The organism is Chryseobacterium sp. FH2 (assembly GCF_001045455.1).
Lineage (GTDB): Bacteria > Bacteroidota > Bacteroidia > Flavobacteriales > Weeksellaceae > Chryseobacterium.
Genome location: NZ_LFNE01000001.1, coordinates 21,897 through 46,792, shown reverse-complemented (window position 1 = coordinate 46,792; position 24,896 = coordinate 21,897). Strand labels below are relative to the sequence as shown.

Genomic DNA, 24,896 nt, shown 5'->3' with positions numbered 1-24,896 from the left:
TCTGATTGGATATAACTAATTAACAAAACTTATTAAAGATGAATACTGAAAATACCAAAGCGCAGATGCGAAAAGGAATTCTGGAATTCTGTATTTTAAGTCTCATCAATCATCGTGAAATGTATGTTTCCGACTTAATAGATGAACTAAAAAAAGGAAAACTGGATGTAGTGGAAGGCACACTTTATCCTCTTCTAACAAGATTGAAAAATGGTGAGTTTCTTTCGTACAGATGGGAAGAATCTACAGGAGGGCCACCAAGAAAATACTACCAGATAACAGAAAAAGGCAAGTTATTTTTAGATGAACTTCAAAATACCTGGAAAGAATTAACAGATTCTGTAAATCAAATCACTCAAAAAAATTAAAAAACAAAGCTATGAACAAAACACTCTCAATAGGACTCGCTGGTTTTTCTTTCACGATAGAGGAACACGCATATATAAAGCTTAGCGATTACCTGAATGCACTAAGAAGCTCGCTGGATGCTTCTGAAGCAGATGAGGTAATGCACGACATAGAAATAAGAATGGTTGAAATCTTCAGAGATTCTTTAGGAAAACGTGAAGTAATCAATGATTCAGATGTAGAAAAAGTAATTGCCCAAATTGGAACGCCTGAAAAAATCGAGGAACAAGAAGAAGCTTATTATTCTGAAAAAAATACTAAAACATCTAACAATAATTCAAATACAGGATATACAGATAAAAAACAGCTGTTCCGTGATCCTGAAAAACAAAAAATAGCAGGTGTCTGTGCAGGATTAGCTCATTATATCGGAATGGATATTACAGCAATGAGGGCTATCTGGCTGGGAATTTTCATCCTTGGAATTTTCACACAAGCTATTTCTTCTTCTTTAATTTTCTTACTTTATGTTATCCTTTGGGCGGTACTTCCAAAGGCAGAAACAGCAGCAGATTTCCTGAAAATGCAGGGAAAGCCTATGAACTTCGACAATCTTAAGAATGAGTCTAATAAATTGGTACAATTTGCCAACGAATCTACTCAGAGGGTCGGAGAAATGTATAACGAAACTAAACCTTATATTAATAACGCAAGCAGCGGACTTTGGAATGTGATTCGTTATATTTTGGGAGGAATCTTTGCATTCATGGCATTTGGATGTCTTACAGGTTCATTTGTAGCATTCGGATTTATGGGAAATAATGATTTTCCGCCAATCAACCAGATGAATTTCTATTTCGACAATGACGGGATGAAGTATGTGATAATGGCAATGATTGTATTGGCGAGTTTAATTCCTGCAATGTTATTTGCATTATTAAGCATCAAATTGATTTCACCAAAAACAAAACTAAGAAATACAGGTTGGGTTATCGGAGCATTATTTCTTGCGTTAATCGCTGTAACAGCATATTTCGGAATTAATATGGCACAAAAAGAAATGTTCCTTAAAGGACATAAAGAAGATACAGAAGAGGTTGCCATCAATACAAAATCTGACAGTTTATATGTTGATTCAAAGCAAATTGCAATTCCACAGAATTTTACAGGATATGACGATGATCTTTATTCTGATAAAGTATCAGTTTTTGAAAGAGATTGGATTCACGTGGATGTAACAAGAAAAGCAGACATTAAAACTCCTTATCTAATCATCAAAAAAGAAGCTAAAGGATATAATATTCCGTTGAATGTAAATGTTCCGGTAGAAATTATTGACAATAAAATTATTCTTCCTAATTATATTAAATATCCTTATGAACACAGGTTCAGAGATTACAATATAGATTATGAACTGGTCGTTCCTCAGAAAACTGTGGTAATCCCTGTAAAGCAAGACGGAATTAATTTTGACGGAGATTTAAACGCAGACGGCATCAATGATAATGATCAAGAAAAAGATGATCACGGAAATATTAAAATTGAAAAGAATAAAATTACCGTAAACGGTTCTACAATTGAATATAATTCTAATGATGAAGACAGTATTATCATTAATGGAAAAAAAGTTCCGAGCAATCAGGCAGACCAGGTAATTGACTCTATGAAATCAAGCATAAAGAAAATGAAAGGCGGTAACGTAGACATCAAAGTAAACGAAGGTAAAAACGAAATTTCCATAAAAACTAAATAATAAACTGCAGAGAGTGGCAGAAGGTGTGAATGGAAAGCCAATTGTTTGAAATTCACACTCTTCTTCTCTCACTACAATCAAAAATTCATCATTATTTTAGTTAATATGTGAAAAAAAATATATACTTTTGTATAGAAAATTTTAATAACCAAATCCTCAAAAAAATAATCAAATCATGGTACAGGTAGCCCTAGAAATTGTAATCAAAATCGTAGATTTAATCAGCGGTTTGTTTTAAGAGCGATAATATTTCAATATATTTGTAAAGTATAACCAAATTGGTTATACTTTTTTTTGTTTTAATACGAAATTTATGAAAAAACTAATCGGCAAGGCAATGTTAAAATTATTAGGCTGGAAAGTCGTTCTACAGGGCGAACCAAATAGTCTGGACAGATGCATTCTTGTAGTGGCACCACACACTCACAATATGGAATACATCTTGGGAAATCTTGCCTACTGGTCTTTAGAAAAACCTATTAAAGTAATTATCAAAGATGCACATACAAAAGCTTGGTATGGCAGTCTTGTAAGAGGATTGGGAGGAATAGGAATCGACAGAAGCCAGAAAAATGATCTCGTAAATTTTGTTGCTAATCAGTTTGCAAAAGAAGATTTTAGTTTAGTAATCACTCCCGAAGGCACTAGAAGCTGGGTTCCGAAATGGAGAAAAGGTTTTTATCATATGGCTTTAGCAGCGAAAGTCCCTATTGTTTTGGCGGCAGGAGATTTCAAAAGAAAAATCGTTTATTTGGGCTATACCATTCCTTATGAAAGAATTGCGTCTGTTCCTTTTGCAGAAATCATGAAGGAAATTCAGGATTATTATGTGAAAAATGATATCGTTCCGAAAATTCCTGAAAACTGGAATCCAAATATTATGGGAAGTGATTCAGAAGAAGTTAGAGGTTAAAAGATTAATAAAATTACTTATTACGCATGTACACTACAGGTAAGACAAAACAGGAAATATTAGATTTTTTAAACAGCTGGGGTGGAGAAGTAACTTTAGCTAAAAATTTAGAGATAAAATTCATCGATATAGATTTGGAAAACGAAACAATGACTGCAACAATGCCTGTTCAGCCCAAGGTTCATCAGCCTTTTGGGATTTTGCATGGCGGAGCAAGCTGTGTTTTGGCAGAAACTATGGGCTCCAGCCTTTCTAATATTTTCATTGATGGTGACAAATATTATGGCGTGGGAACGAATATTAATTCCAATCATCTAAGAAGCAAGAAAGACGGAATTGTAACGGCAATTGCGAGATTTATCCGAAAAGGAAAAACAATGCATGTTTCCGAAATAGAAATTCGGGATGAAAAAGGTCAATTGATCAATCATACCACTATGACAAATACCATCATTAATAAATAAAAACCTGATAAACAACACTTTGTAAGACTCAAGCTTTTTTTGAGTCTTTTTTTTATATTTTTCTGCAACCTTTTTGTTTTTCTGCATCTTATTATAAACAAAAGCAAACAACCATGAAAACTTTAATTTTACCTTTTTTAATTTTACTGATATGTTTTGTGTCTTGTACTCAAGTTGATGATGCAGAAACTTTAGACAAAAACGTTGCTTCATACGATGTTTATGTTGCCGGAACAGAAAATAATCAGGCTTGTTATTGGAAGAATACAGTAAAAACAGTTTTATCAGGCGGAACCAGCTACAAACCTTATCAAATATCTGTTAACAATAATGATATATATGTTTTAGCATCTTATCAAAACCCTTCGACTTATGAAGTTAATTATTATTATTGGAAAAACAACGTAAAATACGATATTGCTCAGTCTTTCGGAATCCCTAACAATACTCCAGATAATGAAAATTTTAGCATGAGTAACTTTTTTATAAAAGATGGGAATATATATATTGCAGGGCTTATAAAAAATCCAGCACCTACTTCAACTCAAGATTTGTATCAATACTGCTATTGGATAAATGGCGTAAAAACAGTAGTTTTTTCCCAACAGGAATATCAGACTTCCGCATCGATTTATATTATAGGAAATGATGTTTATGTACCTTTGCAAAAGAATATTGTAAATATTCCCGCAACGAACTGGGATCTAGGATATTATAAAAATGGAGTTTATCATTTTGTGAATAACTTGTCTAACTGCGTAAGAATTATTGAAGAAAACGGAAATGTATTAATGCAGATTGATGATTATTTTAATAATACTAAATACTATAAAAATCTTGACACAGGAGTAATAACTCCACTTCCAATTATTATAGCACAAAATGATATCAAATGGATAATAAATGATGGGAACAATAAATATTATGTAGGTACTCCTTACTATTTTAAAAACAATGTACAATATAATTCTTACATTCCCGGAAGTGATTTTAAATATTTGGACGATTTCAAAGTTTTAAATAATAATATATATAAGATTATACACAAGGATAATGCAGGAGTAGATTATAAAGTTTTTGTAAATGATGTCGTAGTACAGGCAACAGCAAATTCAGGCAATACTACTAATACAGAATTCCTTAGTCTTACAGTTACACCCAATTAATTGAATGACAAAATTAAACTGGCAAAAGATATATGAAAATCACTCCCCAAAACTTTTGGGGATTTGCCGCCGATATATACACGATATCCATACTGCAGAGGATATTCTTCAGGACAGTTTCATTGTGGCCATACAAAACAATCATCAGCTCAGAGATGAAAATGCACTTTTTGGATGGCTAAAAAAAATTGTAGTAAACAATGCTTTGCAATACCTGCGAAAAAACAGTAAAAACGTTTTTGTAGACACCGAACCATCAGAAATACCAGATACATTTTCAGAGATGAATCACCCTTCTTTAGACGAAAAAAAACACATTTTTATATACGATTTCACGAGAGAAGAACTTTTGTCATCTATCGATAATCTGCCTTCTCACCACAAATCTGTTTTCAATCTACACTTTATTGAAAATTATTCTCATGCCGAAATTTCAAGTGCTTTGGGAATTTCTGTCAATACTTCGAAATCACACTTAATGAGAGCCAAAAAGTTTATTCAGAATTATTTGATGAATAACGTAGTAACTCAAAGCACACCTAAAAACAAAAAAAAACTGGCTCAGTTGTTGGTTATTTTCGGGCTTGGAGGTTTGTTATGGGCACAAACATTTCAAAATAAATTCTCTGATTTTAAAATCAAACCTTCAAAAAGTTTAGAGCTTCCTGATAATATTAAATTTAACCATTCCATTTCTTTTTCAACATCAAATAAAGCTTGGAAGAAAAAAATAGTGATTGGTTCAACAGTTTTAATAATTATCGCTGCTTCTGTTTTTTTATTAAGCCCGAAAAATTATCTTTCTATAAATAATAACCCGGTTATTTCTGACGATATAAAATCAAAAGATACATCAACATCTGAAAATTCTTCTCAAGAACAAAATTCAGATGTAAAGACAACTTCAAATGGAAATATTGTTAGAGAAAACTCAAGCATAATAAATTCCATTGAAAATAAAAATATCCAGGAAAATATTTCTGAAACTAAAATAAATTTAAACGAAAAAAGTACTAAAAATTCAAAGAAAACAATTCGCAAAGATTCTGCAAAAGAATCACGGCAAAAAGTAATTGTTGTAAAAAAAGTTATCCAGAGAGATACAATATTTATAGAAAGATAATTAATAACCATCTCATGTTTTTTAAAAAAATTATTTTCTTTTTATTAATTGTTGTCGTAAATTTTTCATTTGCACAAAAAAGAAAGAAAAAAACAGATACAATATATGTCTACGAAAAAGTAGTCGTTTATGATACCATTTATTTAGAAAAACCTTTTAAATCAAAATTTAAAGATATTTATTTAACCCTGCTTAGTGTTCAGGAAAAAGAAATTAAGGATGTCCTTAAAGAAAAACTAAAAAATAAAAGATTCAATCAAAAAATCAGAAAACAGCTCGCTAATAGGCTGGAATATGGAATTGAAGCAGGATTGGGTTTGAAAAACAGTAATTGGGCAAGAGAACTTTCTTCCGACAAACAGCAATTTGGTGAAAATATTGGAATCTGGGTTTCAAGAAATATTGCCGATCCTCGATTTTCATTAATGTTATCTGCAAATGTTTATCATTGGAATTCAACTTTTGATTTAGATGGAACGCAAGAAGAAACCTACCTTAACGGCTATTATTTCACTAAAGATAACCAGCCGTTATTATTTCAAAGATTTAATAATAAACACGTTGAATATGCTTTACAGCTAAAATTTTTCTACGATTGGAAAAATATTCGTCCGTTTGTCGGTTTTCTAGCTAATAGAACGGATTATAAAATGCAGTTTCTTGTTCCTGAAAATAAAATTTTGAACAAGCTGGAAGATTTCAAAACCACTCAAATTAATTTTGGATTCTCTTTTGGGTTCCAATATAGAGTTCTTAGAAAAGTTTTAATCAGTTTCGACTATCAGCAGTACAATTTAAACAATGTTTCGGTAAAAAACAGTTCATTTGATTTTGACATTTTTAAGACTAATAATACCTTTGCAGAAAGAAAAATCAACCTTGGAATTTCTTACGTTATTTCCAAATAAGATTTTCTAAAACCATTCAATAATGATTTATTTCAAATTTCCATTCGACGAAAAACTTTATTCCACAGACGAAAAAAGCGAACAAAAATATGTCAATTTTCATTCATTCGATGGGATCAGGCAAACTAGTTTTAGTGGAAATATCATTGAAATAAATCCTGAAAAATTTGAAAAAAATAATCTTACAAACAGCTTTTTAAGCAAAGATAAAAATGGTTTTGTTGCTGAAACAAAAGAAGAATATTTACAGCAGCTTGAAAAAGTAATTCAGGTAATCAAAGAAAATAATCTCCCAAAAATTGTCTATTCCAGAAGAAAAATTTTCACAGACTTTAATGAAATTGATTTAAAGGAAAGCTTTAAAAATATAAGTACATCTTACCCAAATGCTTTCAGATATATTTTTATCGATGGCGAAAATTCTTGGATGGGGGCTTTTTCGGAAGTTTTAGGAAAATTCAACAAAACCACGCATGAATTTGAAACGATGAGCCTTGCGGGAACTCTTCCTGTCTCAGAAAACTGGTCTGAAAAAGAAATTGAAGAGCAAAAGCCCGTATCATCTTATATCAGAAATATTTTAAATAATTATTCAGAAAACATTAACGAATCTGAAACTTATGATCATATTTCAGGAAATATTAAACATTTAAGAACAGATTTTAAAACAAAAATAAATTCTGAAGATTTAGATAAAATTATTCACGATTTACATCCTACTCCGGCTGTGTGCGGTATTCCGAAAGATTTTTGTAAAGAAAATATTCAGCAGCTTGAAAAATTTCCCCGTGAATTATATGCTGGCTATATCAAAATAGAAACGGAAGAAACCATTCAATATTTTGTTAACCTACGTTGTGCCAAACTTTATAAAAATTCTGTTCACCTGTTTGTGGGCGGAGGAATCACAGTACAAAGCAATCCGGAAAAAGAGTGGCATGAAACGGAATTGAAATCTGAAGCCGTTTTAAAGAATTTGAAGATAATTTAATATATTTACCCAAACATATTTTAACTTAAATTAATATTTAATATTCATAAAAATACCATTTAGCTATCAAAAAAACTATTTAAGTATTTAAAAACTTATCAAACTTATAATCTCTAGCACGAAATTTGATATTCCGTATCTATTAAGAAAAATCTCAGCCATGTATACCGTTTTATTATTGACACTTTTACTTTTATTAGTTATTTATATATTGTTCTTGAATTTCCAGAAACAGTATGCTGCAAATATTCCTAAATTTGCTCAGCCAAATCATAAAAATTATAATACTTTTAAACTTGAGCTCCAAAAACAATTTGTTGAAAACCAACAAAGAGAAAGTTTAAAGACAAAAACCTTCTGCACCATTTCTAAAGATGTCGTAAGTAAAATTCTGAGTGATTTGGAAACCTTTGAAAATGAAAATACTTATCTTTCTAAAGGTATCACATTGGCCAATCTTTCTAAAAAGCTTAATACGAATACAGCTTATTTATCAGAAGTTATCAATATTTATAAAGGGAAAAATTTCGCAACTTATCTGAATGATTTACGAATAGATTATGCTATTCATAGATTTTCTGACGATAAAAAATTTCGTTATTACAAATTGTCTGTAATTGCTGAAGAATTAGGATATAATAACGAACAGGCATTCTCAACAGCCTTCAAAAAGAGAACAGGAAGCAGCCTTTCTGTTTATTTGAAGGAAGAATCTGAAAAAGTAAAACTTGATTCTTAATATCACAAAAACTTGTCAATTTTATATAAAAAAACCTCTTTCGATATGAAAGAAGTTTTTTATATTTTTAATTGTAATTAAGATTATTTCTTTACACCAATTCTACTCCACGTCTCTAAAACGAAAAGTAAAATAAGACCTATCACTGCCGAGGCAATTGAAAATACAAACTTCAAATTATCTTCAGATAGAATTTCTGATTGCCAGTCTAAAGCATAAAGATTGATTGCGATGAAAACGATAAACAGTACTAGAAATACTTTATAAAACTTCTGCATAATTCTTAAAAATTAATATAATTCTGCACCAATTGTGCAAAATTTGCGGTGAATAACTTGATTGAAATTGCTAAAAGGATGATTCCGAAAACTTTCTGTAAGATTGACAATGTAGCCTCTCCCATTTTTCTCTCCAGCCATTTCGCTGATTTCAGCACCAAATATACGAAAATTGTGTTGAGAATGATTCCAAAAATAATATTAATGTCATGAAATTCAGCTCTGAGTGATAGTGTAGTGGTCAAGGTTCCTGCCCCCGCAACTAAAGGAAAAGCAATAGGGACAATGGATGCAGACTTTGCTTCAGAATTTTTATTGATTTCAATTCCTAAAATCATTTCCAATGCTATGATAAAAATCACAAATGCACCTGCAATGGCAAAAGAATTTACATCAACTCCTATTAATTTAAGAATTTTATTCCCTACAAACAGGAAAACAATCATAATAATTCCTGCAGTTACAGAAGCTCTTCCAGCTTCAATTTGTCCAAATTTCTGCTGTAAACTTACGACAATCGGAACAGACCCAATAATATCAATGACAGCAAAAAGAACCATAAAACAGGTAACAATCTCTTTTATAGAAAAATCGTTGAAAACTTCCATCTCTTTGTAATTAAAAATTTCGCAAAAATATGAAAATAAATTGATTATTTGCTAATTTTAGAATACAAATTAACAATAGCATGCAAAAGTTCATTAATTCCTTCAGGGGATTTTACCGGAGCAAACTTTTCTATCTGAATCCTTTGAAAAAGATTTCTATATTCCTCAGCAACAGAAGCTCCTTTATAGTTTTCTAAGAAAGCCTTAAAATCTTCGTCAGAACTTTGAAAATACTGATTTCTCACCTCAGAATCCAGCTCATCAATGGTGGCAAAAAACTTATTATAGTCTGCATTATCTTTTAAATTTTCGAGATAGCTGAAGTAATCAGAGATATCTGTTTTTAATCTTTCTCTGATTTCGTTTTCTGCCTCTGCGACTGAGCCTAAAGATTTTTCAGATACAGTTTCTTTAACTAAAGTACGTTTTTTTTGCCAACTTTTAAATACAAGATAAGCGATAAATAAACCTAAAAGAATCCCTACATTGGTAAGTAAAACATTCCAATTAAATTTACTTTTTTCCTTAACTTTAAACGAGGTTGTTTTTAAAACAGGTGTATTTACCGTTTCCAAAAAACTATTTGTATATTCATTAACCTTTTCAACGGTTGTACGGGATTCCATGATTTGATCATGAGAGAATGTATTTAAAGCTAAAATTTTCTGTCCCAAATCTACATACTCCTTACTCGCAGGATTAAAGAAAGCAAACTGCTCTGTTTTTATAGCAATTTCACCAGCCTTTTTAGGAATAACTATATAATTGGCAAGAATCTCACCTTTAATTCCTGTTGTGCCCGGTGCAACATTAGAAGTGATTTTCGGAGCAAAAAAATCATAATCCGGAGACACTTCAAGCGTTGGCAGCTGCATATTCGATAAATTTCCTTCTCCTGTCACTTTCACTACTACATTGATTGGTTTTTTAACCTCAGCCTTCTCTTTCGAGGCGCTGTACACACTTACATTAAAATTCCCAACTGCATTTTTAAAATATTCAGGAGAACCCTCCGGAAGCTTTTTTACATTAAGTTTTACTTTATTTGATAAAACTTTATTTTTATTAGAATAAGAGCTCACAGAAGCAGAAACGGAAGGAACTTCTACATAGCCCGCTTCATTTGGAAATATCATAAACACAGCCAGAATCTGGGAAGACATACTTCCTGGTGCTGAAGGATCAATATCCGATTTTGTGAAACTTACAGGATAAACATTGATATTATTTTGTTTAGGAAGATGAATATTTTTCACTTTCCTGAAATTATCCATGTTTTTAGAATATGCTTTTAAGACAGCGATTGTAGGCTGGTCCTGATAAACGTCACGATCTTCAATCTCCATATTCAGATAGAGATCATTAGAATTATTGGCAACAGATTTCTTTTCAACATCTCTGATATTAATGTCGAATGGTTCTGTTTTATAAATTTTATTGTTAACCGTGACAAGTACCGAACCAATTTTGATTTTACCTTTTTGCTTCGGTTCAAGAGCGATTTGTGAAACCCGCTGTGTAATTACAGTATTGGTTGCAGGATCAATGTAGGTATTGTTGACAGATCCGCTTCCGATAATGTTAAATTTCGATAAGTCAGGTAAGCGAATAGGTGTTTGCTGATTATATTCGCTACCGTTCATTTCCAAAACAATCGTAAGATTTACAACATCTTTGCCCGAATAATCATTCTTATCCGGGTCTATAGAAATATTCACCTGTCCGTAAGAAATTACGGAAGATAAAAGGAATAATATGTAAATCAGTCTATATTGCATCACCAATCTTTCTCGTTGCTCTCAGGCATCGAATAAGAATTTTTATTCAAAATTCTTCTGGCGGTTTCTCTTTCTTTATCGCTTACTTTATTTAAAATTGCGTCTTCGAGATCTTTAGGCATTTTGCCTTCATTATTTTGATTCTGATTAGGATCTTTTCCCTGTTGACTATCACCCTGATTTTGCTTTCCGCTTCCTTTGTCCTGGTTTTTATCTTTAGGATCTCCTTTTTGATCATCATTCTGTTTTTGGTCTTTGCCACCGCCTCCTTTACCTGAGTTATTTTGCTGGTTTTTCTTCTGTTGATTTTCTTTTTCTTTTAACTTGGCAATCTCATAATTCTTTCTTGTTGCCTCGTTGTAAGGATCTTGTTTCAGAGCCTGCTTATAAAAATTTGCAGCCTGCTCAGGCTGATTCATCTGCATATAAGTGTTGCCCATATTATGAAGAGCCGCTGCTTTATCAGGAAGTGTCTGAGCCAATTTCTGTGCTCTTTCAAATTCTGTTTTAGCCTCCTCATACTTTTTGCTTTTATACAATGCATTTGCCAAATTGTAATGAGCAGTAAATTCTTTTCTGTTAGATTTTACCGCTTCAAAGTATTTAGCAGACGCTCCGTCATAATCTTTACCGTTAAATTTCTGATTGCCTTCAAATACCAAAGTCCTGTAACTTTCTTGCCCAAACGCAAAGTTTGAGAATGCAAAAGCAAATATTAACGATAAAAATATGATTTTAGTATTCATACAATGCAAAATTATTCCTTTATATGTTAAGAAACAGCGTTTTATTTGTTAAAATTCGGTTAAAATATCCAATTAAAACCCTGATAAACAAGCGTAAAAATCAAACATTAAAGTCTCGTTTTGGGTTAATAAGGTAGATTAAAAAGAAAAAGAATATTGATACTGCTAAAAAATATTGGTAATAGTGATTAGCATTTTGAGATTTTACCGTGGTTAGTGAGGATGACTGCTTTTTGTTTAAAGCATCAATAATTCTGTCCGGAGCTTCGTTAATATTGTTTCCATCAATATAGCTTCCACCCGTTCCCTCTGCCATTTTCTTCAAGGCTTCAGTTTGTCTTTTGGAAATCACGGTCTGTCCGCTTACATCTGATTTATAACCCATTAATTGTCCAAAAACATATTCAGGAACAGGAGCTCCTTCGTCAGTTCCGATTCCAACTGAAGTAACCATTATCCCTTCTTTATTCGCCAGTTTTATAGCTGCATTGTCATTTCCTTCATTATCTTCACCGTCACTCAACAAAACAATTTTTCTTGAATCTTTATTTACGTTTTTAAACTTATTAGCTGCTGCCTGCATTGCTTTTAAAAAATCAGTCCCCTGAATCTGCATTGAATTTGTTTCAACAGCATTGATATAAGTTTCGGCAGAATTATAATCTGTTGTTAAAGGCATAATAGATGTCGCTTCTCCCGCAAAAATCACAATCCCAACTTTATCACTTTTCAATTTCTGCATTGTATTTATCATCAGATTTTTTGCTTCGGTCAAACGACTTGGCTCAATATCTTCTGCATTCATTGAGTTGGAAACATCCAGCATAAAAATTACATTATTCATCCTCTGATTTGTTTTAACTTCTTCTGCCCCGTTTAATAAATCAATAATTGAAAAAATCAGGAATAATGTCCCCAAAAGGTATAAAACAGGAAAAAATTTCGTAAAACCAGATTTTTTTTCAAATAAATCATCATGGAACTTACTTTCTGCAAAAACTTCTCTTTTCTTCTTTTTCCATTTTAAATAACGAATCAAAAAGACGGCTAACAGCGGCAAAAGCAACAGCAACAATAAATACCAATAATTTCCTAAATACCAATCCATCAGCTTAAAAATTTATATAAAACCCATCTTAGCAACGCATCAAACACTAGCATTCCCAACGCTATCCAAAGAAAAAATTTAAAATATTCCGCGTAATTATATAGTTTGGAAACCTTTACATCAGATTTTTCCAATTGATTAATTTCATCATAAACTTCCTCCAGACTATTGTTTGAAGTAGCTCTAAAGTACTTTCCACCAGTCATCTGAGCAATTTCTTTCAAAACCGGCTCATCAATTTTCACTTCAGTTTCAGTAAAAACTAAATCTCCAAAAATATCAGTCTGAGTTGGCATCAGGGCATAACCATTTGTCCCAATTCCGATTGCATATACTTTAATATTATTGTTTTTTGCCAATTCTGCGGCTACTTGTGCAGGCATTGCATTTTCAATAGTATTCACACCATCCGTCATTAAAATAATGATTTTACTTTTTGCCTTACTATTTTTAAGATGATTTACCGCGACAGATAGCCCTTCTCCGATCGCAGTTCCGGGCTGAAGTTCCAGAGGATTAAGATTTTTCAGCTCATCAATAACAACCTGATGATCGGAAGTTACCGGGACTTTTGTAAAAGCCTCTCCTGAATAAGTCACTAAACCTAATCTGTCGTTTGGACGTTTATCTACGAATTTTATGGCAATATCTCTAAGGGCTGTCAAACGGTCAGGTGTTAAATCTTTCGCCAACATACTCAAAGAAACATCTACAGAAAGCATGATATCTATTCCTTTTGTATCATCCCGGTCTTGAGAAATAGTAAAAGTACGAGGTCTTGCCATCGCAATAATCAATGCAGAAAGTATGATGTACTTTGATATTTTAAGTAAAAAAAGTACAGGCAAAATCCCCCCGCCGGCGTTCATATTTTTAACCGTTGGAACTTTAATACCTTTTCTTTTTCGTTTACTTATATCTCTGAAAAGCAGAGGTATAAACAATAGAAAAAGGATTAAAAACCAAGGGCTATAAAATTCAAAATTAAACATCCTTTCTCAAGTTTTCAAATTCTAAATCTTTTGAAGATCTTCTCACAAAATCGCTGATATCTGCAAGATCTTTTTCCATCGTTTCTTTATCAGGAAATGTTTTGGCAAATTTCACCAAGTCACCTCTTAAAAACACATCTTCCACTACCCTTTCATTTTCCTGAGATATCGTATTATTTTTTTTCATCAAATCAACCAAATCATCCGTCAATAAAACATCAGCCGGTAAGTGATATTGTTTGGTGATAAAATTTCTTGAAATATCAATTAATTCAACATAGAATGAACGGTAATTTCCTGTTTCCACATACTTTTTCTTTCTGAGAGAATCAAGCTCCTTTAAAGTCTGATTAGTGGCAACAACAGGTGAACTCTTCGATTTCCTTCCCCATTTCACAAACATAATAATTGCTATAATCAGGCAAACAACAGCAATCGCTGCCAAAATATAAAATTTGTACAGCTCCCAATAATCAGCCGCTTCGAGTTTTACTTCCTTATTTTTCATAATATCATTAATGGGATCTCCTTTTTGAGCTGTATTAATGACATCTATTTCGTAAGGTATTGTTTTTAAAACTTTTCCTCCCACTTTAAATTCAAGTTCAGGAATGGTAAATTTCCCTTCTTCATATACCGCAAAGTCAATTCTTCTATAATATATATCAGGATTTTGGGCAATACTGTCTTTTATTTCTTCAAAATGGAAAGGTAGCAATTCATTTTGCGGAGCCGCAGAAACCTGCTCATTCCTAAGATTATTGATCGTTACTACAAAGTGATTCACTTCTCCTAAAGCAATAGTTTTCTTCTCAATGGTAGAAGAAAGTAACTGTGAAAAAGCATTTGCACAGATTAAAAAACAAAATATAAATAATAGTTTTCTCAATTTCATCATTACGTTTAATGATTAAGTAAATTCGTCATTTCGAAGTCAGGGAAAGTCTAAGCATTTTTGGCTGTTTATAGAGATTCTTCGCCGTGCATTCGCTCGTTCAGATGACAAACTTACCACATAACATTTATTTCTTTTGAAAATAATTATACAATAATTTTGAATAATCCTCACCGGTATTAATATTCATAAAACTGGCCGAACTATTGGCAAAGTCTTCTTCCAAAGCTTTCAATTTCTGTTTCTGAGCTTCCGCAAAAGTATATCTCCACCTTGCACTTGAAGTATTCGCCCAAACCTGTTTTCCTGTTTCTGCATCACATAATAAGGTATAACCAACATCAGGAATTTCATTGTCTTTTTCATCATAAATCCTCATTCCCAACAGTTGATGTTTTTTAGATGCCACTCTCAGCATTTTAGAATCATATCCATCTTCAAAATCAGAAAAAAGGAAAACTAAAGATTTTCTTTTAAAAATCCCCATCATATATTCCATCGCTTTGTCTATTTTTGACTCTGCGGGAACATAATCAGCTGTTAAAATATTACTGATAATCGAAAGAATATGTTTTCTTCCTTTTTGTGGCGGAATTACTTTATAGACTTTATCAGCAAATAAAATCAGTCCCACCTTATCGTTATTTCCGGCAGCAGAAAAGCCCAAACTTGCAGCAATTTCAGCAACAAATTCCCTTTTCAGCTGAGTTTTTGTACCATAATCCATCGAAGCAGAAATATCTACAACCAGCATCATTGTCAGTTCCCTTTCCTCTTCCATCACCTTTACAAAGGGTTCACGGAAACGTGCCGTCTTATTCCAGTCAATTCTTCGGATTTCGTCTCCAAACTGGTACGGGCGAACCTCTGAAAAAGTCATCCCTTGACCTTTAAAAGCACTGTGATATTGTCCCATCAGAGAGGCCTCCGTCTTCTTTCGAGTACGAATTTCTATCTGCTTTACTTTTTTTACAATATCTTTTATCTGCATCTCTTAAGTTTGAGTGTATTAGAGTTTAAGTGTTGTAGCGTTTTCAAAAAATTTCAGCATCTTCCCCTCTTTCGTCTATTTGAATTCAATCGAAACATTAAACCATTCATCATCAAATTTCGGATTGTACTTTTGATAGAAATTAATTGCCGGTTTGTTCCAATTTAACACCTGAAAAACCATTCCGCTGTACTGATTTGACTTTCCGTGTTCTAAGGTTGCATCAAATAATTTCTTCCCGATTTGTTTTCCCCTCAATTTTTCTGTCACAACTAAATCTTCCAAATATAATCTTCTTCCTTTCCAGGTTGAATATCTGTCGTAGTATAATGATATCCCAACAATTGCTCCATTAAATTCAGCAACAAAAGCTCCCCAGACCGGCGATTTTCCGAATCCGTCCTCAGTAAATTGCTTTAAAGTCAAAGTAACTTCATGTAAAGCTTTTTCATAATCAGCCAATTCTTTAATCAGATCCAACATCGGAGCACAATCTTCCTGAATTGCTTTTCTAATCACAACTTCACTCATTACGGAGCCTGAATTTTCGCTAAAATTCTATTGATAATTTCTTCTGATGAAATTTCTTCTGCTTCTGCCTCGAAAGTTAAGCCAATTCTATGCCTCAATACATCTTTTGCCAATTCTTTTACATCTTCAGGAATAACAAAAGCCCTTCCTTTTAAGAATGCATATGCTCTGGATGCAATTGCCAGGTTGATTGATGCTCTGGGAGAAGCTCCGAAACCGATATAATTTTTAAGCTCTGAAAGACCATAATTTTCAGGATAACGTGTTGCAAAAACCATATCCAGAATATATTTTTCAATCTTTTCGTCAAGATAAATCTGATTAATCAATTCTTTCGCATCCACAATATCCTGAAGGGAAATCACAGGCTTGATTTCAGGCTGATGAGAAGTAGAAACCATTCTCATAACCGTTCTTTCATCTTCGAATTTCGGATAATCAATGGTGCATTTCAGCATAAAACGGTCACTTTGTGCTTCCGGCAAAAGATAAGTACCTTCCTGATCAATTGGATTTTGAGTAGCCAATACCAAAAACGGCTTTGGAAGCTTCATCGTCTCATCTCCTATTGTCACCTGTTTTTCCTGCATCACTTCCAGAAGAGCAGACTGAACCTTTGCCGGAGCACGATTGATCTCATCTGCAAGTACAAAATTGGCGAAAACAGGACCTCTCTTTATGGAAAAATCATTGTCTTTGATATTATAAATCATTGTTCCCACCACATCTGCAGGAAGCAAATCCGGTGTAAACTGAATTCTTGAAAAGTCACCATGAACAGCTTCTGCCAGCGTCTTTATCGCCAAAGTTTTCGCTAGGCCAGGAACTCCTTCCAAAAGAACATGACCATTCCCCAGAAGTCCTACTAAAAGACGGTCTATCATATATTCCTGACCAATAATAACTTTGTTGATTTCCTGCCTCAGAAGAGAAAACAAGTAATTTTTTTCCTTTACTTTTTCCGTCAACTGACGAATATCTTCTGCTTGATATGTATCTGACATAGGTTAATTTAAAATAATTGGTAAATTTCTAATAAATACTTGCATTAATCAACACAATTAATGCCATATTTGAGTTAAAGTTTGTTAAATATTCCAGCAATAATGCGAGATTGAGAATAGTTGAAACCTTAAAACTCAACAACATTATTCAATTTTTTCATAAAAATATATAAATTTTGCTTTAATCTGCCATTCAAAAATTGTCATTTCCAGTTTATTAAACTATTTTTGGTGATTAAAAATTTTGCAAAATGAATTATCATTTTCAAGCCCACAGACAGGTAAGAAGAAACCTTTTGGATATTCTACAAAACACTTCTCATGAAGACCTTTTGTTTATTCCGGATGGTTTTAACAATAATATTTACTGGAATATCGCGCATACCGTTGCCACACAGCAGCTTTTGCATTATTACTTAAGCGGAAACCCTTTCAGAATTGATAAATATTGGATTGAAACGTACAAAAAAGGAACTTTACCTAATTTAAACGTTCAAAAATCAGAAGTGGAAGATTTAGAGTTTTTATTAACTGAAACCTCTAAAATTTTGATGAAGGATTATGACAGCGATTTCTTTTCAGATTACACACCTTACACTACAAGTTTCGGGATGGATTTGAAGAGTATTCAGGATGCCATTATTTTCAACAACATGCATGAAAGCCTTCATTATGGCTATATCATGTCCCAGAAAAGAGCAATTTTAGGAGAAAAATATTAAAATGACAGATAAAAAAGACGATTTTATTTTCGGGCTTCGTCCCGTAATTGAAGCTATTGAAGCAGGAAAAACGATTGACAAAGTCTTCGTGCAAAATGCCCTGCAAGGAGATATTTATGCAGAATTAAAGACAATTTTAGCTAAAAATAAAATCCGTCCCAACTACGTTCCGGTTGAAAAACTGAACAGATTTACAAGAAAAAACCATCAGGGTGTTGTAGCATTCATTTCAGATGTGCCTTTTCATAAAGTCGAAGACATTGTGCCTCAATTATTTGAAGATGGGAAAACCCCTTTTTTATTGATACTGGATAGATTGACAGATGTGAGAAATTTCGGAGCAATCTGCAGAACAGCAGAATGTGTAGGAATAGACGCTGTCATTATTCCTGAAAAAGGAGCTGCACCGATTAATTCTGACGCAATAAAGACTTCTGCCGGAGCACTTTATAATGTAAAAATATGTAAAGAGCCCAATTTAGCTCATGTTGTAGATTTCCTTCAGCAAAGCGGAATTGCGGTTTTTGCAGCAAGCGAAAAGGCTCAAAAACTGATTTATGATGTTAATTTCAACGAACCTTGCGCTATTGTAATGGGTAATGAGGAAACAGGAATTTCTAAAGAGGTCCTACATCATGCAGATGAAAAGATAAAACTACCAATCGAAGGTAAAACCCAATCTCTAAACGTTTCTGTAGCCTGTGGAGCGATTTTGTACGAAGCAGTAAGACAGAAGATAGCTGTAAATCCGTAACAGATGAAGGGTAGTATCGCATAACTGAACTCGATAAGCTTGGTTAAAAAGAAACTCCTGTGTATTAAGAATAGTAGTAAAAAATAAAAATTAAAAAAATTCAAATGAAGAATATCGCAGCGCTTGCGCTTATATCATCTATAGCTCTTGTATCTTGTAAAAAAGAAACAGCAACGATCACAAAAGTAGATCCGAAAACAGGGAAAACAGTAACAGTAGAAGTTCCTGCTGATTCTGTTGCAAAAGTAGAGGAAAATCCTGCAATTAAGGATTCTGCAGGTATCATAAAGCATACATTCAAACTTGAAAAAGGAAAAACATATCCTCTTACAACGTACCAAAGGGATACAAAAACAATGACAGATCCTCAAGGAAAAACTCTTAACGGAACAAGCGAATCTACAGATGAGATGTCTTTCACAGTAAATGATATTAAAGGAAATATTTATGACATGACTCTTAATCTTATCGGAAAAAGAAATTCTCAGACTTCCCAGGGAAAAACTATCATTGTAGATACAAAGCAGCCAATTCCTAAGGAAGAAGATCTTAAAATGATCTGGAATATCAACAGAGCGCTTACAGGCAACAAGCTTAATATGAAAATGGACACGGAAGGAAATGTAATTTCGATTACAGGTTTCGATGCCGTTTATACCAAAGTTTCCAATGCTGTAGGTACTCTTGTGAAAGATGCCAATCAAAAAGCCAGTGTTGTAGCAAGCCTTAAAGAAAGCTTTAATGAAAAGGTTTTAAAAGATCAATTCAATAAAAACCTTACGATTATTCCTAAAAAAGGAGTAAAAATTGGTGAAAAATGGACAAGTTCTGAAAATGCAGATCCAAGCGGTTCTGTAAAAGTAACTTCAAATTATGTATTGAAAAGTTTAGGAAATAATATTGCAGAAATTTCTGTAACAGGAGGGATTCCTAAGAAAACCGAGAAAAAAGCTCAGGGACCAATCACACATAGTTTAAGCAGCGAGCTTGTACAAAACGGTACCATAAAGTTTGATCAAAGTACAGGATGGATTACCAACCAGAATATCAGCGTAAAAACCACCCAAATCGAAACGATTTCGGACGGAAAACAATCTCAGTCTATGAAAAGCGTTTCAAACTCTTCTGTAATGGTAAATCCTTCCGCAAAATAATGTTGAAGATTTTAAATTAAAAAAATTATGAAGTACATTCTTGAGTTAGTATTTACAGCTATTATTATTTTTTTTGTCTGGAATATTTTAAAGAGAATTTTCTTTAAAACGTTCTACAGTTACAGATTCAACAATAATAATCAAAACAATAATAAACAGCAGGATATAAACTCGAATAAGAATATCAGTAAAAACCTGAAATGGGACGCAGAAACTGTGGACTATGAAGAGGTAAAAGAGAGTAATGACAAAAAAAGGTAAAATTTCCGGAAACAAAAGATAATAACCAACATGGCCAAGAATAAAAACTTAATTTATATTGCAATTTCATTAGTTGTATTTATAGTTTTAGCATTTTTATACTCCACTCCTGTTTTTTCAGGTAAACAGCTTTTTCAGCACGACATCGTCCAATACAGAGGCGGAGCAAAGGAACTTCTCGACTATAGAGCAAGCTATGGAAAAGAAACCTATTGGAGTGATTCCATGTTTGGAGGAATGCCTACTTATCAGATGGGAAGCCGTTTTGAGGGTGATATTATCAAACAGGTCGACAGTTATCTGAATTTTCTTCCAAGACCGGTAAATTATCTTTTCTTGCTATTTTCAGGATTTTTCCTTTTAGGGATGGTGGCAGTCAGAAACTGGAAATATGCCCTTTTGGGAGCCACATTTTTCGGGCTTTCTACCTATTTTTATATCATTATTGCGGCGGGACACAATGGTAAAGTAAATACTATTGAATATTTCGCACCACTTTTAGCCGGAATTTTATTGGTTTATATCAGGAAAAGTTACATTTGGGGATTCATAGTCACTACCCTTTTTATGGGGCTTCAAATAGCGGCAAACCATCCTCAGATGACGTATTACCTGTTTATTGCGTTAGGGTTTTTATTCTTATCTGAATTGATCAGAACTATTCAGAAGAAAACACCGATGAGGCATTTTCTTATTTCTTCGGGAATTATTGCAGCTTCTTGTTTAATCGGAGTTGGGATGAATGCTCAAAGAATCATGGCAAATTCTGAATATGTGAAGGAAACCGTTCGTGGAAAACAGATTTTAACAAACGACAGCCACACCGGAGGAAATTCTGGGATGGATAAAGAAAGTATGCTGATGTGGAGCTACGGAAGACTGGAAACTCTGAATCTTTTCATTCCAAGATTAATGGGTGGCGGAAGCCAAGAGCCTGAAGGAAAAGAAATTATGAACAGGGTTCAGGAGCTGATTCAGGAAAACATCTCTACACAGGCTGAAATGGACAGAATCTCAAAAGGATTCAGCGGAGTGACCTATTGGGGCGATCAGCCGGGAACTTCAGGACCTGCTTATCAGGGAGCAATCGTTTGTTTCTTGGCTGTCTTAGGATTCTTTTTTGCCTGGAAAAAATACCGTTACTGGATTTTAGGAGCATCAATTTTAACTGTTTTATTGGCTTGGGGAAGCAATTTCATGCCTTTATCAGATTTTTTCATAGATTTTGTGCCATTTTATAACAAATTCAGGGCGCCTTCTTCCATCCTTGTTGTAGTGGAATTATTATTTCCATTAATAGCAATGATCGGTCTTTACAGATTTTTCACAGACGAAAAATTGACAACGGAATATAAACAGAAAATTCTTCTATATGTAAGCGGTGGAACTTTAGGTTTCATATTAATTCTTCTGGTTTTTGGTAAATCTTTACTAGGCTTCCATACAGAAAATGAAAAAACTTACTTCCCACCTTTTCTACTTGAATATTTAGTTGACGAGAGATTCAAACTGTTTAGAATTGATGCTATCAAAGCATTTATTTATGTGGCAATTGCTGCGGCAGCTTTGTTGATGGTTTTAAAACAAAAACTGACTCAAAACATCGCGTTAATCATCATCGGAGCAGTAAGTTTATTTGATTTATGGTCAGTAAACAAGCGTTATTTGAACGATGAAAACTACGTTGATAAAATCTTTGCTGAAAATCCTTTCCAGACAGAAGGCTCAGAATTATTGGCAGATAAAGTTCAGGGGAACCCGAATTTAGAATCAATTTTAGCCAACGTAAACATCAACAAAACACTTGAAACCATTGCTGAAAAAGATAAAAAACATTATAGAATTTACAATCAGACTTTAGGTGTAACAAGTGAATCGAATACATCATATTTTAAAGCTTCAATTGGAGGGTATCATGCCGTAAAACTGAGAAGATATGATGATTTGCTTAATGAATATATCTCGAATATTGACAGTGTAAAAACTCCAAAAATTCTGAATTTATTAAATACAAAATACATGGTTTTTGGAGGCCCGGAACAGCCTCAGGTTGTACCAAACCCTAAAGCCAATGGAAACGCATGGTTCGTAAGCGATGTGAAATTTGTTGAAACTCCGAATGCGGAGATCAAGGCAATCGGTGATATTGACAATAAGAAAACAGCGGTAATCGCAACTTCTGATAGAACTTATTTTAATAATAAACCTCTTCAGGCAGATTCTACGGCTGTTATTAATTTAACTAAATATGAACCTAATGAATTGGAGTTCAAATCTCAGTCTAAAACTCCGCAATTAGCCGTTTTCTCTGAAATTTACTATCCTCACGGCTGGAAAATGTTTGTGGACGAAAAAGAAGTTCCTTACATCAAGGCAGATTACTTGCTTCGTGCAGTTCACGTTCCTGCAGGAAGTCACAATATCAGAATGGTTTTCGAGCCGGAAGTTATTGAAAAAGGAAAATGGATTTCCCTTCTTTGCTTCGGGTTATTCATTGCGTTGAGCGGTTTTGGAATTTTTTGGGTTAATAAAAAGAAGAAAGAAAAAATAGCTGAAGCTGTTTAAAGTTTAAGATAAAAGTTCAATGGAACAAAAAAAAATATTGATCATCACCTATTACTGGCCTCCTGCGGGAGGTCCTGGTGTTCAAAGATGGCTAAAGTTTGCAAAATATTTGCCCGAATTTGGATGGAAACCCGTGATTTATACTCCTGAAAATCCAAGTTATCCATTGTTGGATGAAAGCCTGGTAAAAGATATCCCAGAAGACATTGAAACTGTAAAAACAAAAATCTGGGAACCTTACCAATTAGCCGAGAAACTTAATAAAAGTAATAAAAAATTCAAAGCCGGACAATTTGATGTCGGTAAAAATCAAAGCTGGAAATCAAAGCTTTCAATCTGGATAAGAGGGAATTTTTTCATTCCTGACGCAAGAGTTTTTTGGGTAAAACCTTCCGTAAAATTTTTAGAACACTATTTAAAAGAAAATAAAATAGATGTTGTGGTAACTTCGGGACCGCCCCATTCTCTTCATTTAATTGGTTTAAACTTAAAAAAGAAGTTTCCAAATTTAAAATGGATTGCAGACTTTCGTGATCCCTGGACAGAAATTTCTTATTATAAACATTTAAAACTCACAAAAAGTTCAGACCAAAAACACCGCCAGTTAGAAAATTCTGTTTTCAAAAATGCAGATATTACTTTGGCTACAAGTTATACAGATGCTGAAAATTTTCGTAAAAACGGGGCAAATGCAGTTTGTATTACGAATGGGTTTGATGAAACAGATGCCATCACTCAAACTCAAAAATTACCACACACTCACCCCCCCGAACAAAAATTTACGTTAAGCTATATCGGCGTTTTAGAACAGTTAAGAAATCCCGAAAACCTTTGGAAAACCCTCGACTATTTGGTGAAAACAAACACTGATTTTGCACAAAATTTTACTCTGAAATTTGTGGGAAGAATTGATGATAAAATTTTAAATTCAATTGAAAATTCAAGTTTAAAAAAGCATATTCTCAATCTTGGATATCTGTCTCATGATAAAGCTGTCGAAGAAATGGCAAAATCATCGCTTTTATTGATAACTAACTTTCCTGACGAATCTTCAAAGGGAATTATTCCCGGAAAAATTTTTGAGTATTTAGCGACAGGAAAGCAAATCATTTCGTTTGGGCCCAATCAAGCAGATGTTTCGAAAATTTTAGACGAGACAAAAGCAGGAAGACACTTCAGCTATAATGATTCTGAGACGATTAAAGATTTTATTTTAGAAAAATTTGAGCTTTGGAAAAATAGAAATCTTCTTGAAAACACACAAAATATTGAGCAATTCTCAAGAAGAAACTTAACTAAAAAATTGATTGAAATTTTAGATTAAATCGTCCATTGATCATTGATAACCCCAACAAGATAATACCTTCCCTGGAACTCTTCAAATACAAAACGAAGCGATTTCCAATCCATTTCTGCATTAGCTTCCGAACCTTTGATAAAGTTTTCCGTAAAATCTGCTTTTGGATACATTTCCTTTAAATTATTTAACGAATTTCCTTTTCCCTGAAATTCATTTAACGAGACCTGACCTGTTACAAAATCTTTTGAATATACCCATTTTGTAAGATAATCATTAATGGTTGCTTTATACAAATCACCTGAACCATCCATCGTTCCCCAAGTAAAAATGGTTTTTGTCGGCTGATATTTTATAAAATCTGCTTTTGAAAAATTTTTATCTTCTTTCATATTTACAAATGCATACATTGAAAATCTCACGCCTTTTTCAGGATGAATATAATCACTGAACTTCTTATAATTCCTATCCTTTAATATTTGTACAACTTCCTCATTGATTTGTTTTAAAGCAAGATCTTTATTGGCTGTATGCTGATTTTGGTTTGTATTTGCACTGTCAACTTTTACCTGTACCACTGAATCTGTTGTATTGTCAACAAATTTATCCGGGTTCTTAGTACAGGCTACTATACTTAAAACGAGCAATGAAACGAATAACTTTTTCATATTTTTAATGTTTGTGACTAATAATTCACCAAATCTGATGCCATATTTAAGTTTGAGAATTAAAGAGTTATTTAATAGATGAAATAGAGTTTGGTTATTGAATCTATAGTTTTTTGCGTTTACCCTGAAGCCTTTTCCT

At 33.1% G+C, this 24,896-nt stretch carries 26 protein-coding genes; 15 read left to right on the top strand and 11 right to left on the bottom strand.

Annotation, left to right across the window (positions count from 1 at the left end; translation table 11 throughout):
- The first annotated feature begins 38 nt into the window (after positions 1-38).
- The 9 genes from ACM39_RS00215 to ACM39_RS00175 all read left to right on the top strand — a co-directional run bounded on the left by ACM39_RS00215 (position 39) and on the right by ACM39_RS00175 (position 8,405).
- On the top strand, positions 39-368 hold the full coding sequence (locus ACM39_RS00215) for a PadR family transcriptional regulator (protein ID WP_048509011.1): 330 nt from the start codon (positions 39-41) through the stop codon (positions 366-368).
- An 11-nt stretch (positions 369-379) separates the two neighbouring features.
- Positions 380-2,101 (top strand): PspC domain-containing protein, encoded by a 1,722-nt coding sequence (locus ACM39_RS00210; RefSeq protein WP_048509010.1) that lies wholly within the window; start codon positions 380-382, stop codon positions 2,099-2,101.
- A 313-nt stretch (positions 2,102-2,414) separates the two neighbouring features.
- Positions 2,415-3,014 carry a 1-acyl-sn-glycerol-3-phosphate acyltransferase gene (locus tag ACM39_RS00205; protein WP_048509009.1) on the top strand — a complete coding sequence of 200 codons (600 nt, stop codon included), beginning with the start codon at positions 2,415-2,417 and terminating at the stop codon, positions 3,012-3,014.
- Between the two features lie 26 nt (positions 3,015-3,040).
- Complete coding sequence (locus ACM39_RS00200; protein WP_048509008.1) at positions 3,041-3,478, top strand: PaaI family thioesterase; 438 nt, start codon at positions 3,041-3,043, stop codon at positions 3,476-3,478.
- A gap of 113 nt (positions 3,479-3,591) precedes the next feature.
- Complete coding sequence (locus ACM39_RS00195; protein ID WP_048509007.1) at positions 3,592-4,644, top strand: hypothetical protein; 1,053 nt, start codon at positions 3,592-3,594, stop codon at positions 4,642-4,644.
- Positions 4,645-4,648: 4 nt separating this feature from the next.
- Positions 4,649-5,767, top strand: a complete 1,119-nt coding sequence (locus ACM39_RS00190; RefSeq protein WP_048509006.1) for an RNA polymerase sigma factor — start codon at positions 4,649-4,651, stop codon at positions 5,765-5,767.
- A 14-nt stretch (positions 5,768-5,781) separates the two neighbouring features.
- Positions 5,782-6,675 (top strand): outer membrane beta-barrel protein, encoded by an 894-nt coding sequence (locus ACM39_RS00185; RefSeq protein ID WP_048509005.1) that lies wholly within the window; start codon positions 5,782-5,784, stop codon positions 6,673-6,675.
- Positions 6,676-6,697: 22 nt separating this feature from the next.
- Positions 6,698-7,666, top strand: a complete 969-nt coding sequence (locus ACM39_RS00180; protein ID WP_048509004.1) for a chorismate-binding protein — start codon at positions 6,698-6,700, stop codon at positions 7,664-7,666.
- 160 nt (positions 7,667-7,826) lie between these two features.
- On the top strand, positions 7,827-8,405 hold the full coding sequence (locus tag ACM39_RS00175; RefSeq protein ID WP_048509003.1) for a helix-turn-helix domain-containing protein: 579 nt from the start codon (positions 7,827-7,829) through the stop codon (positions 8,403-8,405).
- Positions 8,406-8,488: 83 nt separating this feature from the next.
- Here the strand turns inward: ACM39_RS00175 and ACM39_RS00170 are convergent, their stop codons facing one another.
- The 10 genes from ACM39_RS00170 to ACM39_RS00125 form a co-directional block, all read right to left on the bottom strand.
- Complete coding sequence (locus ACM39_RS00170) at positions 8,489-8,683, bottom strand: hypothetical protein (protein ID WP_048509002.1); 195 nt, start codon at positions 8,681-8,683, stop codon at positions 8,489-8,491.
- Positions 8,684-8,688: 5 nt separating this feature from the next.
- Positions 8,689-9,291 (bottom strand): MarC family protein, encoded by a 603-nt coding sequence (locus tag ACM39_RS00165; RefSeq protein ID WP_048509001.1) that lies wholly within the window; start codon positions 9,289-9,291, stop codon positions 8,689-8,691.
- A 44-nt stretch (positions 9,292-9,335) separates the two neighbouring features.
- On the bottom strand, positions 9,336-11,069 hold the full coding sequence (locus ACM39_RS00160) for a BatD family protein (protein WP_048509000.1): 1,734 nt from the start codon (positions 11,067-11,069) through the stop codon (positions 9,336-9,338).
- A complete protein-coding gene (locus ACM39_RS00155; RefSeq protein ID WP_048508999.1) occupies positions 11,069-11,815 on the bottom strand; it encodes a tetratricopeptide repeat protein in 747 nt (248 codons plus the stop codon). Before ACM39_RS00155 ends, ACM39_RS00160 begins: the two co-directional genes overlap by 1 nt.
- A 100-nt stretch (positions 11,816-11,915) precedes the next feature.
- Positions 11,916-12,923 (bottom strand): vWA domain-containing protein, encoded by a 1,008-nt coding sequence (locus tag ACM39_RS00150; RefSeq protein ID WP_048508998.1) that lies wholly within the window; start codon positions 12,921-12,923, stop codon positions 11,916-11,918.
- Positions 12,923-13,915: a VWA domain-containing protein gene (locus ACM39_RS00145; RefSeq protein ID WP_048508997.1), complete on the bottom strand. Its 993-nt coding sequence runs from the start codon at positions 13,913-13,915 to the stop codon at positions 12,923-12,925. Before ACM39_RS00145 ends, ACM39_RS00150 begins: the two co-directional genes overlap by 1 nt.
- The gene (locus tag ACM39_RS00140; RefSeq protein ID WP_410470235.1) at positions 13,908-14,804 is read right to left on the bottom strand and encodes a BatD family protein; all 897 of its coding nucleotides are present in this window, start codon (positions 14,802-14,804) and stop codon (positions 13,908-13,910) included. The genes ACM39_RS00145 and ACM39_RS00140 overlap by 8 nt, the downstream gene beginning before the upstream one ends.
- A gap of 133 nt (positions 14,805-14,937) precedes the next feature.
- A complete protein-coding gene (locus ACM39_RS00135) occupies positions 14,938-15,801 on the bottom strand; it encodes a DUF58 domain-containing protein (protein ID WP_048508995.1) in 864 nt (287 codons plus the stop codon).
- 75 nt (positions 15,802-15,876) lie between these two features.
- Positions 15,877-16,332, bottom strand: coding sequence for a GNAT family N-acetyltransferase (locus tag ACM39_RS00130; protein ID WP_048508994.1), 456 nt, complete (start codon positions 16,330-16,332; stop codon positions 15,877-15,879).
- The gene (locus ACM39_RS00125) at positions 16,332-17,336 is read right to left on the bottom strand and encodes an AAA family ATPase (protein WP_048508993.1); all 1,005 of its coding nucleotides are present in this window, start codon (positions 17,334-17,336) and stop codon (positions 16,332-16,334) included. Before ACM39_RS00125 ends, ACM39_RS00130 begins: the two co-directional genes overlap by 1 nt.
- Before the next feature lie 251 nt (positions 17,337-17,587).
- Between ACM39_RS00125 and ACM39_RS00120 the strand changes: the two genes are divergently transcribed.
- The 6 genes from ACM39_RS00120 to ACM39_RS00095 all read left to right on the top strand — a co-directional run bounded on the left by ACM39_RS00120 (position 17,588) and on the right by ACM39_RS00095 (position 24,116).
- Entirely contained in the window at positions 17,588-18,058 is a 471-nt protein-coding gene (locus ACM39_RS00120; RefSeq protein WP_048508992.1) for a DinB family protein, read from the top strand.
- A gap of 1 nt (position 18,059) precedes the next feature.
- Positions 18,060-18,812, top strand: a complete 753-nt coding sequence (rlmB, locus tag ACM39_RS00115) for a 23S rRNA (guanosine(2251)-2'-O)-methyltransferase RlmB (RefSeq protein WP_048508991.1) — start codon at positions 18,060-18,062, stop codon at positions 18,810-18,812.
- 104 nt (positions 18,813-18,916) lie between these two features.
- The gene (locus ACM39_RS00110) at positions 18,917-19,966 is read left to right on the top strand and encodes a DUF6263 family protein (RefSeq protein WP_048508990.1); all 1,050 of its coding nucleotides are present in this window, start codon (positions 18,917-18,919) and stop codon (positions 19,964-19,966) included.
- Between the two features lie 27 nt (positions 19,967-19,993).
- Positions 19,994-20,227, top strand: coding sequence for a hypothetical protein (locus ACM39_RS00105; RefSeq protein WP_048508989.1), 234 nt, complete (start codon positions 19,994-19,996; stop codon positions 20,225-20,227).
- A gap of 30 nt (positions 20,228-20,257) precedes the next feature.
- On the top strand, positions 20,258-22,792 hold the full coding sequence (locus ACM39_RS00100; protein ID WP_048508988.1) for a YfhO family protein: 2,535 nt from the start codon (positions 20,258-20,260) through the stop codon (positions 22,790-22,792).
- A 19-nt stretch (positions 22,793-22,811) separates the two neighbouring features.
- Positions 22,812-24,116 carry a glycosyl transferase family 1 gene (locus tag ACM39_RS00095; protein WP_048508987.1) on the top strand — a complete coding sequence of 435 codons (1,305 nt, stop codon included), beginning with the start codon at positions 22,812-22,814 and terminating at the stop codon, positions 24,114-24,116.
- Here the strand turns inward: ACM39_RS00095 and ACM39_RS00090 are convergent.
- Entirely contained in the window at positions 24,113-24,757 is a 645-nt protein-coding gene (locus ACM39_RS00090) for a hypothetical protein (protein WP_048508986.1), read from the bottom strand. The two genes, ACM39_RS00095 and ACM39_RS00090, sit on opposite strands and share 4 nt — an antisense overlap.
- Positions 24,758-24,896 lie beyond the last annotated feature (139 nt).

Coding starts and splice junctions, on each gene's coding strand:
- ACM39_RS00150 (WP_048508998.1), bottom strand. CDS start 12,923: ATGGATTGGTATTTAGGAAATTATTGGTATTTATTGTTGCTGTTGCTT.
- ACM39_RS00130 (WP_048508994.1), bottom strand. CDS start 16,332: ATGAGTGAAGTTGTGATTAGAAAAGCAATTCAGGAAGATTGTGCTCCG.
- ACM39_RS00210 (WP_048509010.1), top strand. CDS start 380: ATGAACAAAACACTCTCAATAGGACTCGCTGGTTTTTCTTTCACGATA.
- ACM39_RS00200 (WP_048509008.1), top strand. CDS start 3,041: ATGTACACTACAGGTAAGACAAAACAGGAAATATTAGATTTTTTAAAC.
- ACM39_RS00175 (WP_048509003.1), top strand. CDS start 7,827: ATGTATACCGTTTTATTATTGACACTTTTACTTTTATTAGTTATTTAT.
- ACM39_RS00170 (WP_048509002.1), bottom strand. CDS start 8,683: ATGCAGAAGTTTTATAAAGTATTTCTAGTACTGTTTATCGTTTTCATC.
- ACM39_RS00100 (WP_048508988.1), top strand. CDS start 20,258: ATGGCCAAGAATAAAAACTTAATTTATATTGCAATTTCATTAGTTGTA.
- ACM39_RS00110 (WP_048508990.1), top strand. CDS start 18,917: ATGAAGAATATCGCAGCGCTTGCGCTTATATCATCTATAGCTCTTGTA.
- ACM39_RS00160 (WP_048509000.1), bottom strand. CDS start 11,069: ATGCAATATAGACTGATTTACATATTATTCCTTTTATCTTCCGTAATT.
- ACM39_RS00120 (WP_048508992.1), top strand. CDS start 17,588: ATGAATTATCATTTTCAAGCCCACAGACAGGTAAGAAGAAACCTTTTG.
- ACM39_RS00155 (WP_048508999.1), bottom strand. CDS start 11,815: ATGAATACTAAAATCATATTTTTATCGTTAATATTTGCTTTTGCATTC.
- ACM39_RS00135 (WP_048508995.1), bottom strand. CDS start 15,801: ATGCAGATAAAAGATATTGTAAAAAAAGTAAAGCAGATAGAAATTCGT.
- ACM39_RS00180 (WP_048509004.1), top strand. CDS start 6,698: ATGATTTATTTCAAATTTCCATTCGACGAAAAACTTTATTCCACAGAC.
- rlmB (WP_048508991.1), top strand. CDS start 18,060: ATGACAGATAAAAAAGACGATTTTATTTTCGGGCTTCGTCCCGTAATT.
- ACM39_RS00145 (WP_048508997.1), bottom strand. CDS start 13,915: ATGTTTAATTTTGAATTTTATAGCCCTTGGTTTTTAATCCTTTTTCTA.
- ACM39_RS00205 (WP_048509009.1), top strand. CDS start 2,415: ATGAAAAAACTAATCGGCAAGGCAATGTTAAAATTATTAGGCTGGAAA.
- ACM39_RS00090 (WP_048508986.1), bottom strand. CDS start 24,757: ATGAAAAAGTTATTCGTTTCATTGCTCGTTTTAAGTATAGTAGCCTGT.
- ACM39_RS00185 (WP_048509005.1), top strand. CDS start 5,782: ATGTTTTTTAAAAAAATTATTTTCTTTTTATTAATTGTTGTCGTAAAT.
- ACM39_RS00195 (WP_048509007.1), top strand. CDS start 3,592: ATGAAAACTTTAATTTTACCTTTTTTAATTTTACTGATATGTTTTGTG.
- ACM39_RS00190 (WP_048509006.1), top strand. CDS start 4,649: ATGACAAAATTAAACTGGCAAAAGATATATGAAAATCACTCCCCAAAA.
- ACM39_RS00095 (WP_048508987.1), top strand. CDS start 22,812: ATGGAACAAAAAAAAATATTGATCATCACCTATTACTGGCCTCCTGCG.
- ACM39_RS00165 (WP_048509001.1), bottom strand. CDS start 9,291: ATGGAAGTTTTCAACGATTTTTCTATAAAAGAGATTGTTACCTGTTTT.
- ACM39_RS00125 (WP_048508993.1), bottom strand. CDS start 17,336: ATGTCAGATACATATCAAGCAGAAGATATTCGTCAGTTGACGGAAAAA.
- ACM39_RS00105 (WP_048508989.1), top strand. CDS start 19,994: ATGAAGTACATTCTTGAGTTAGTATTTACAGCTATTATTATTTTTTTT.
- ACM39_RS00215 (WP_048509011.1), top strand. CDS start 39: ATGAATACTGAAAATACCAAAGCGCAGATGCGAAAAGGAATTCTGGAA.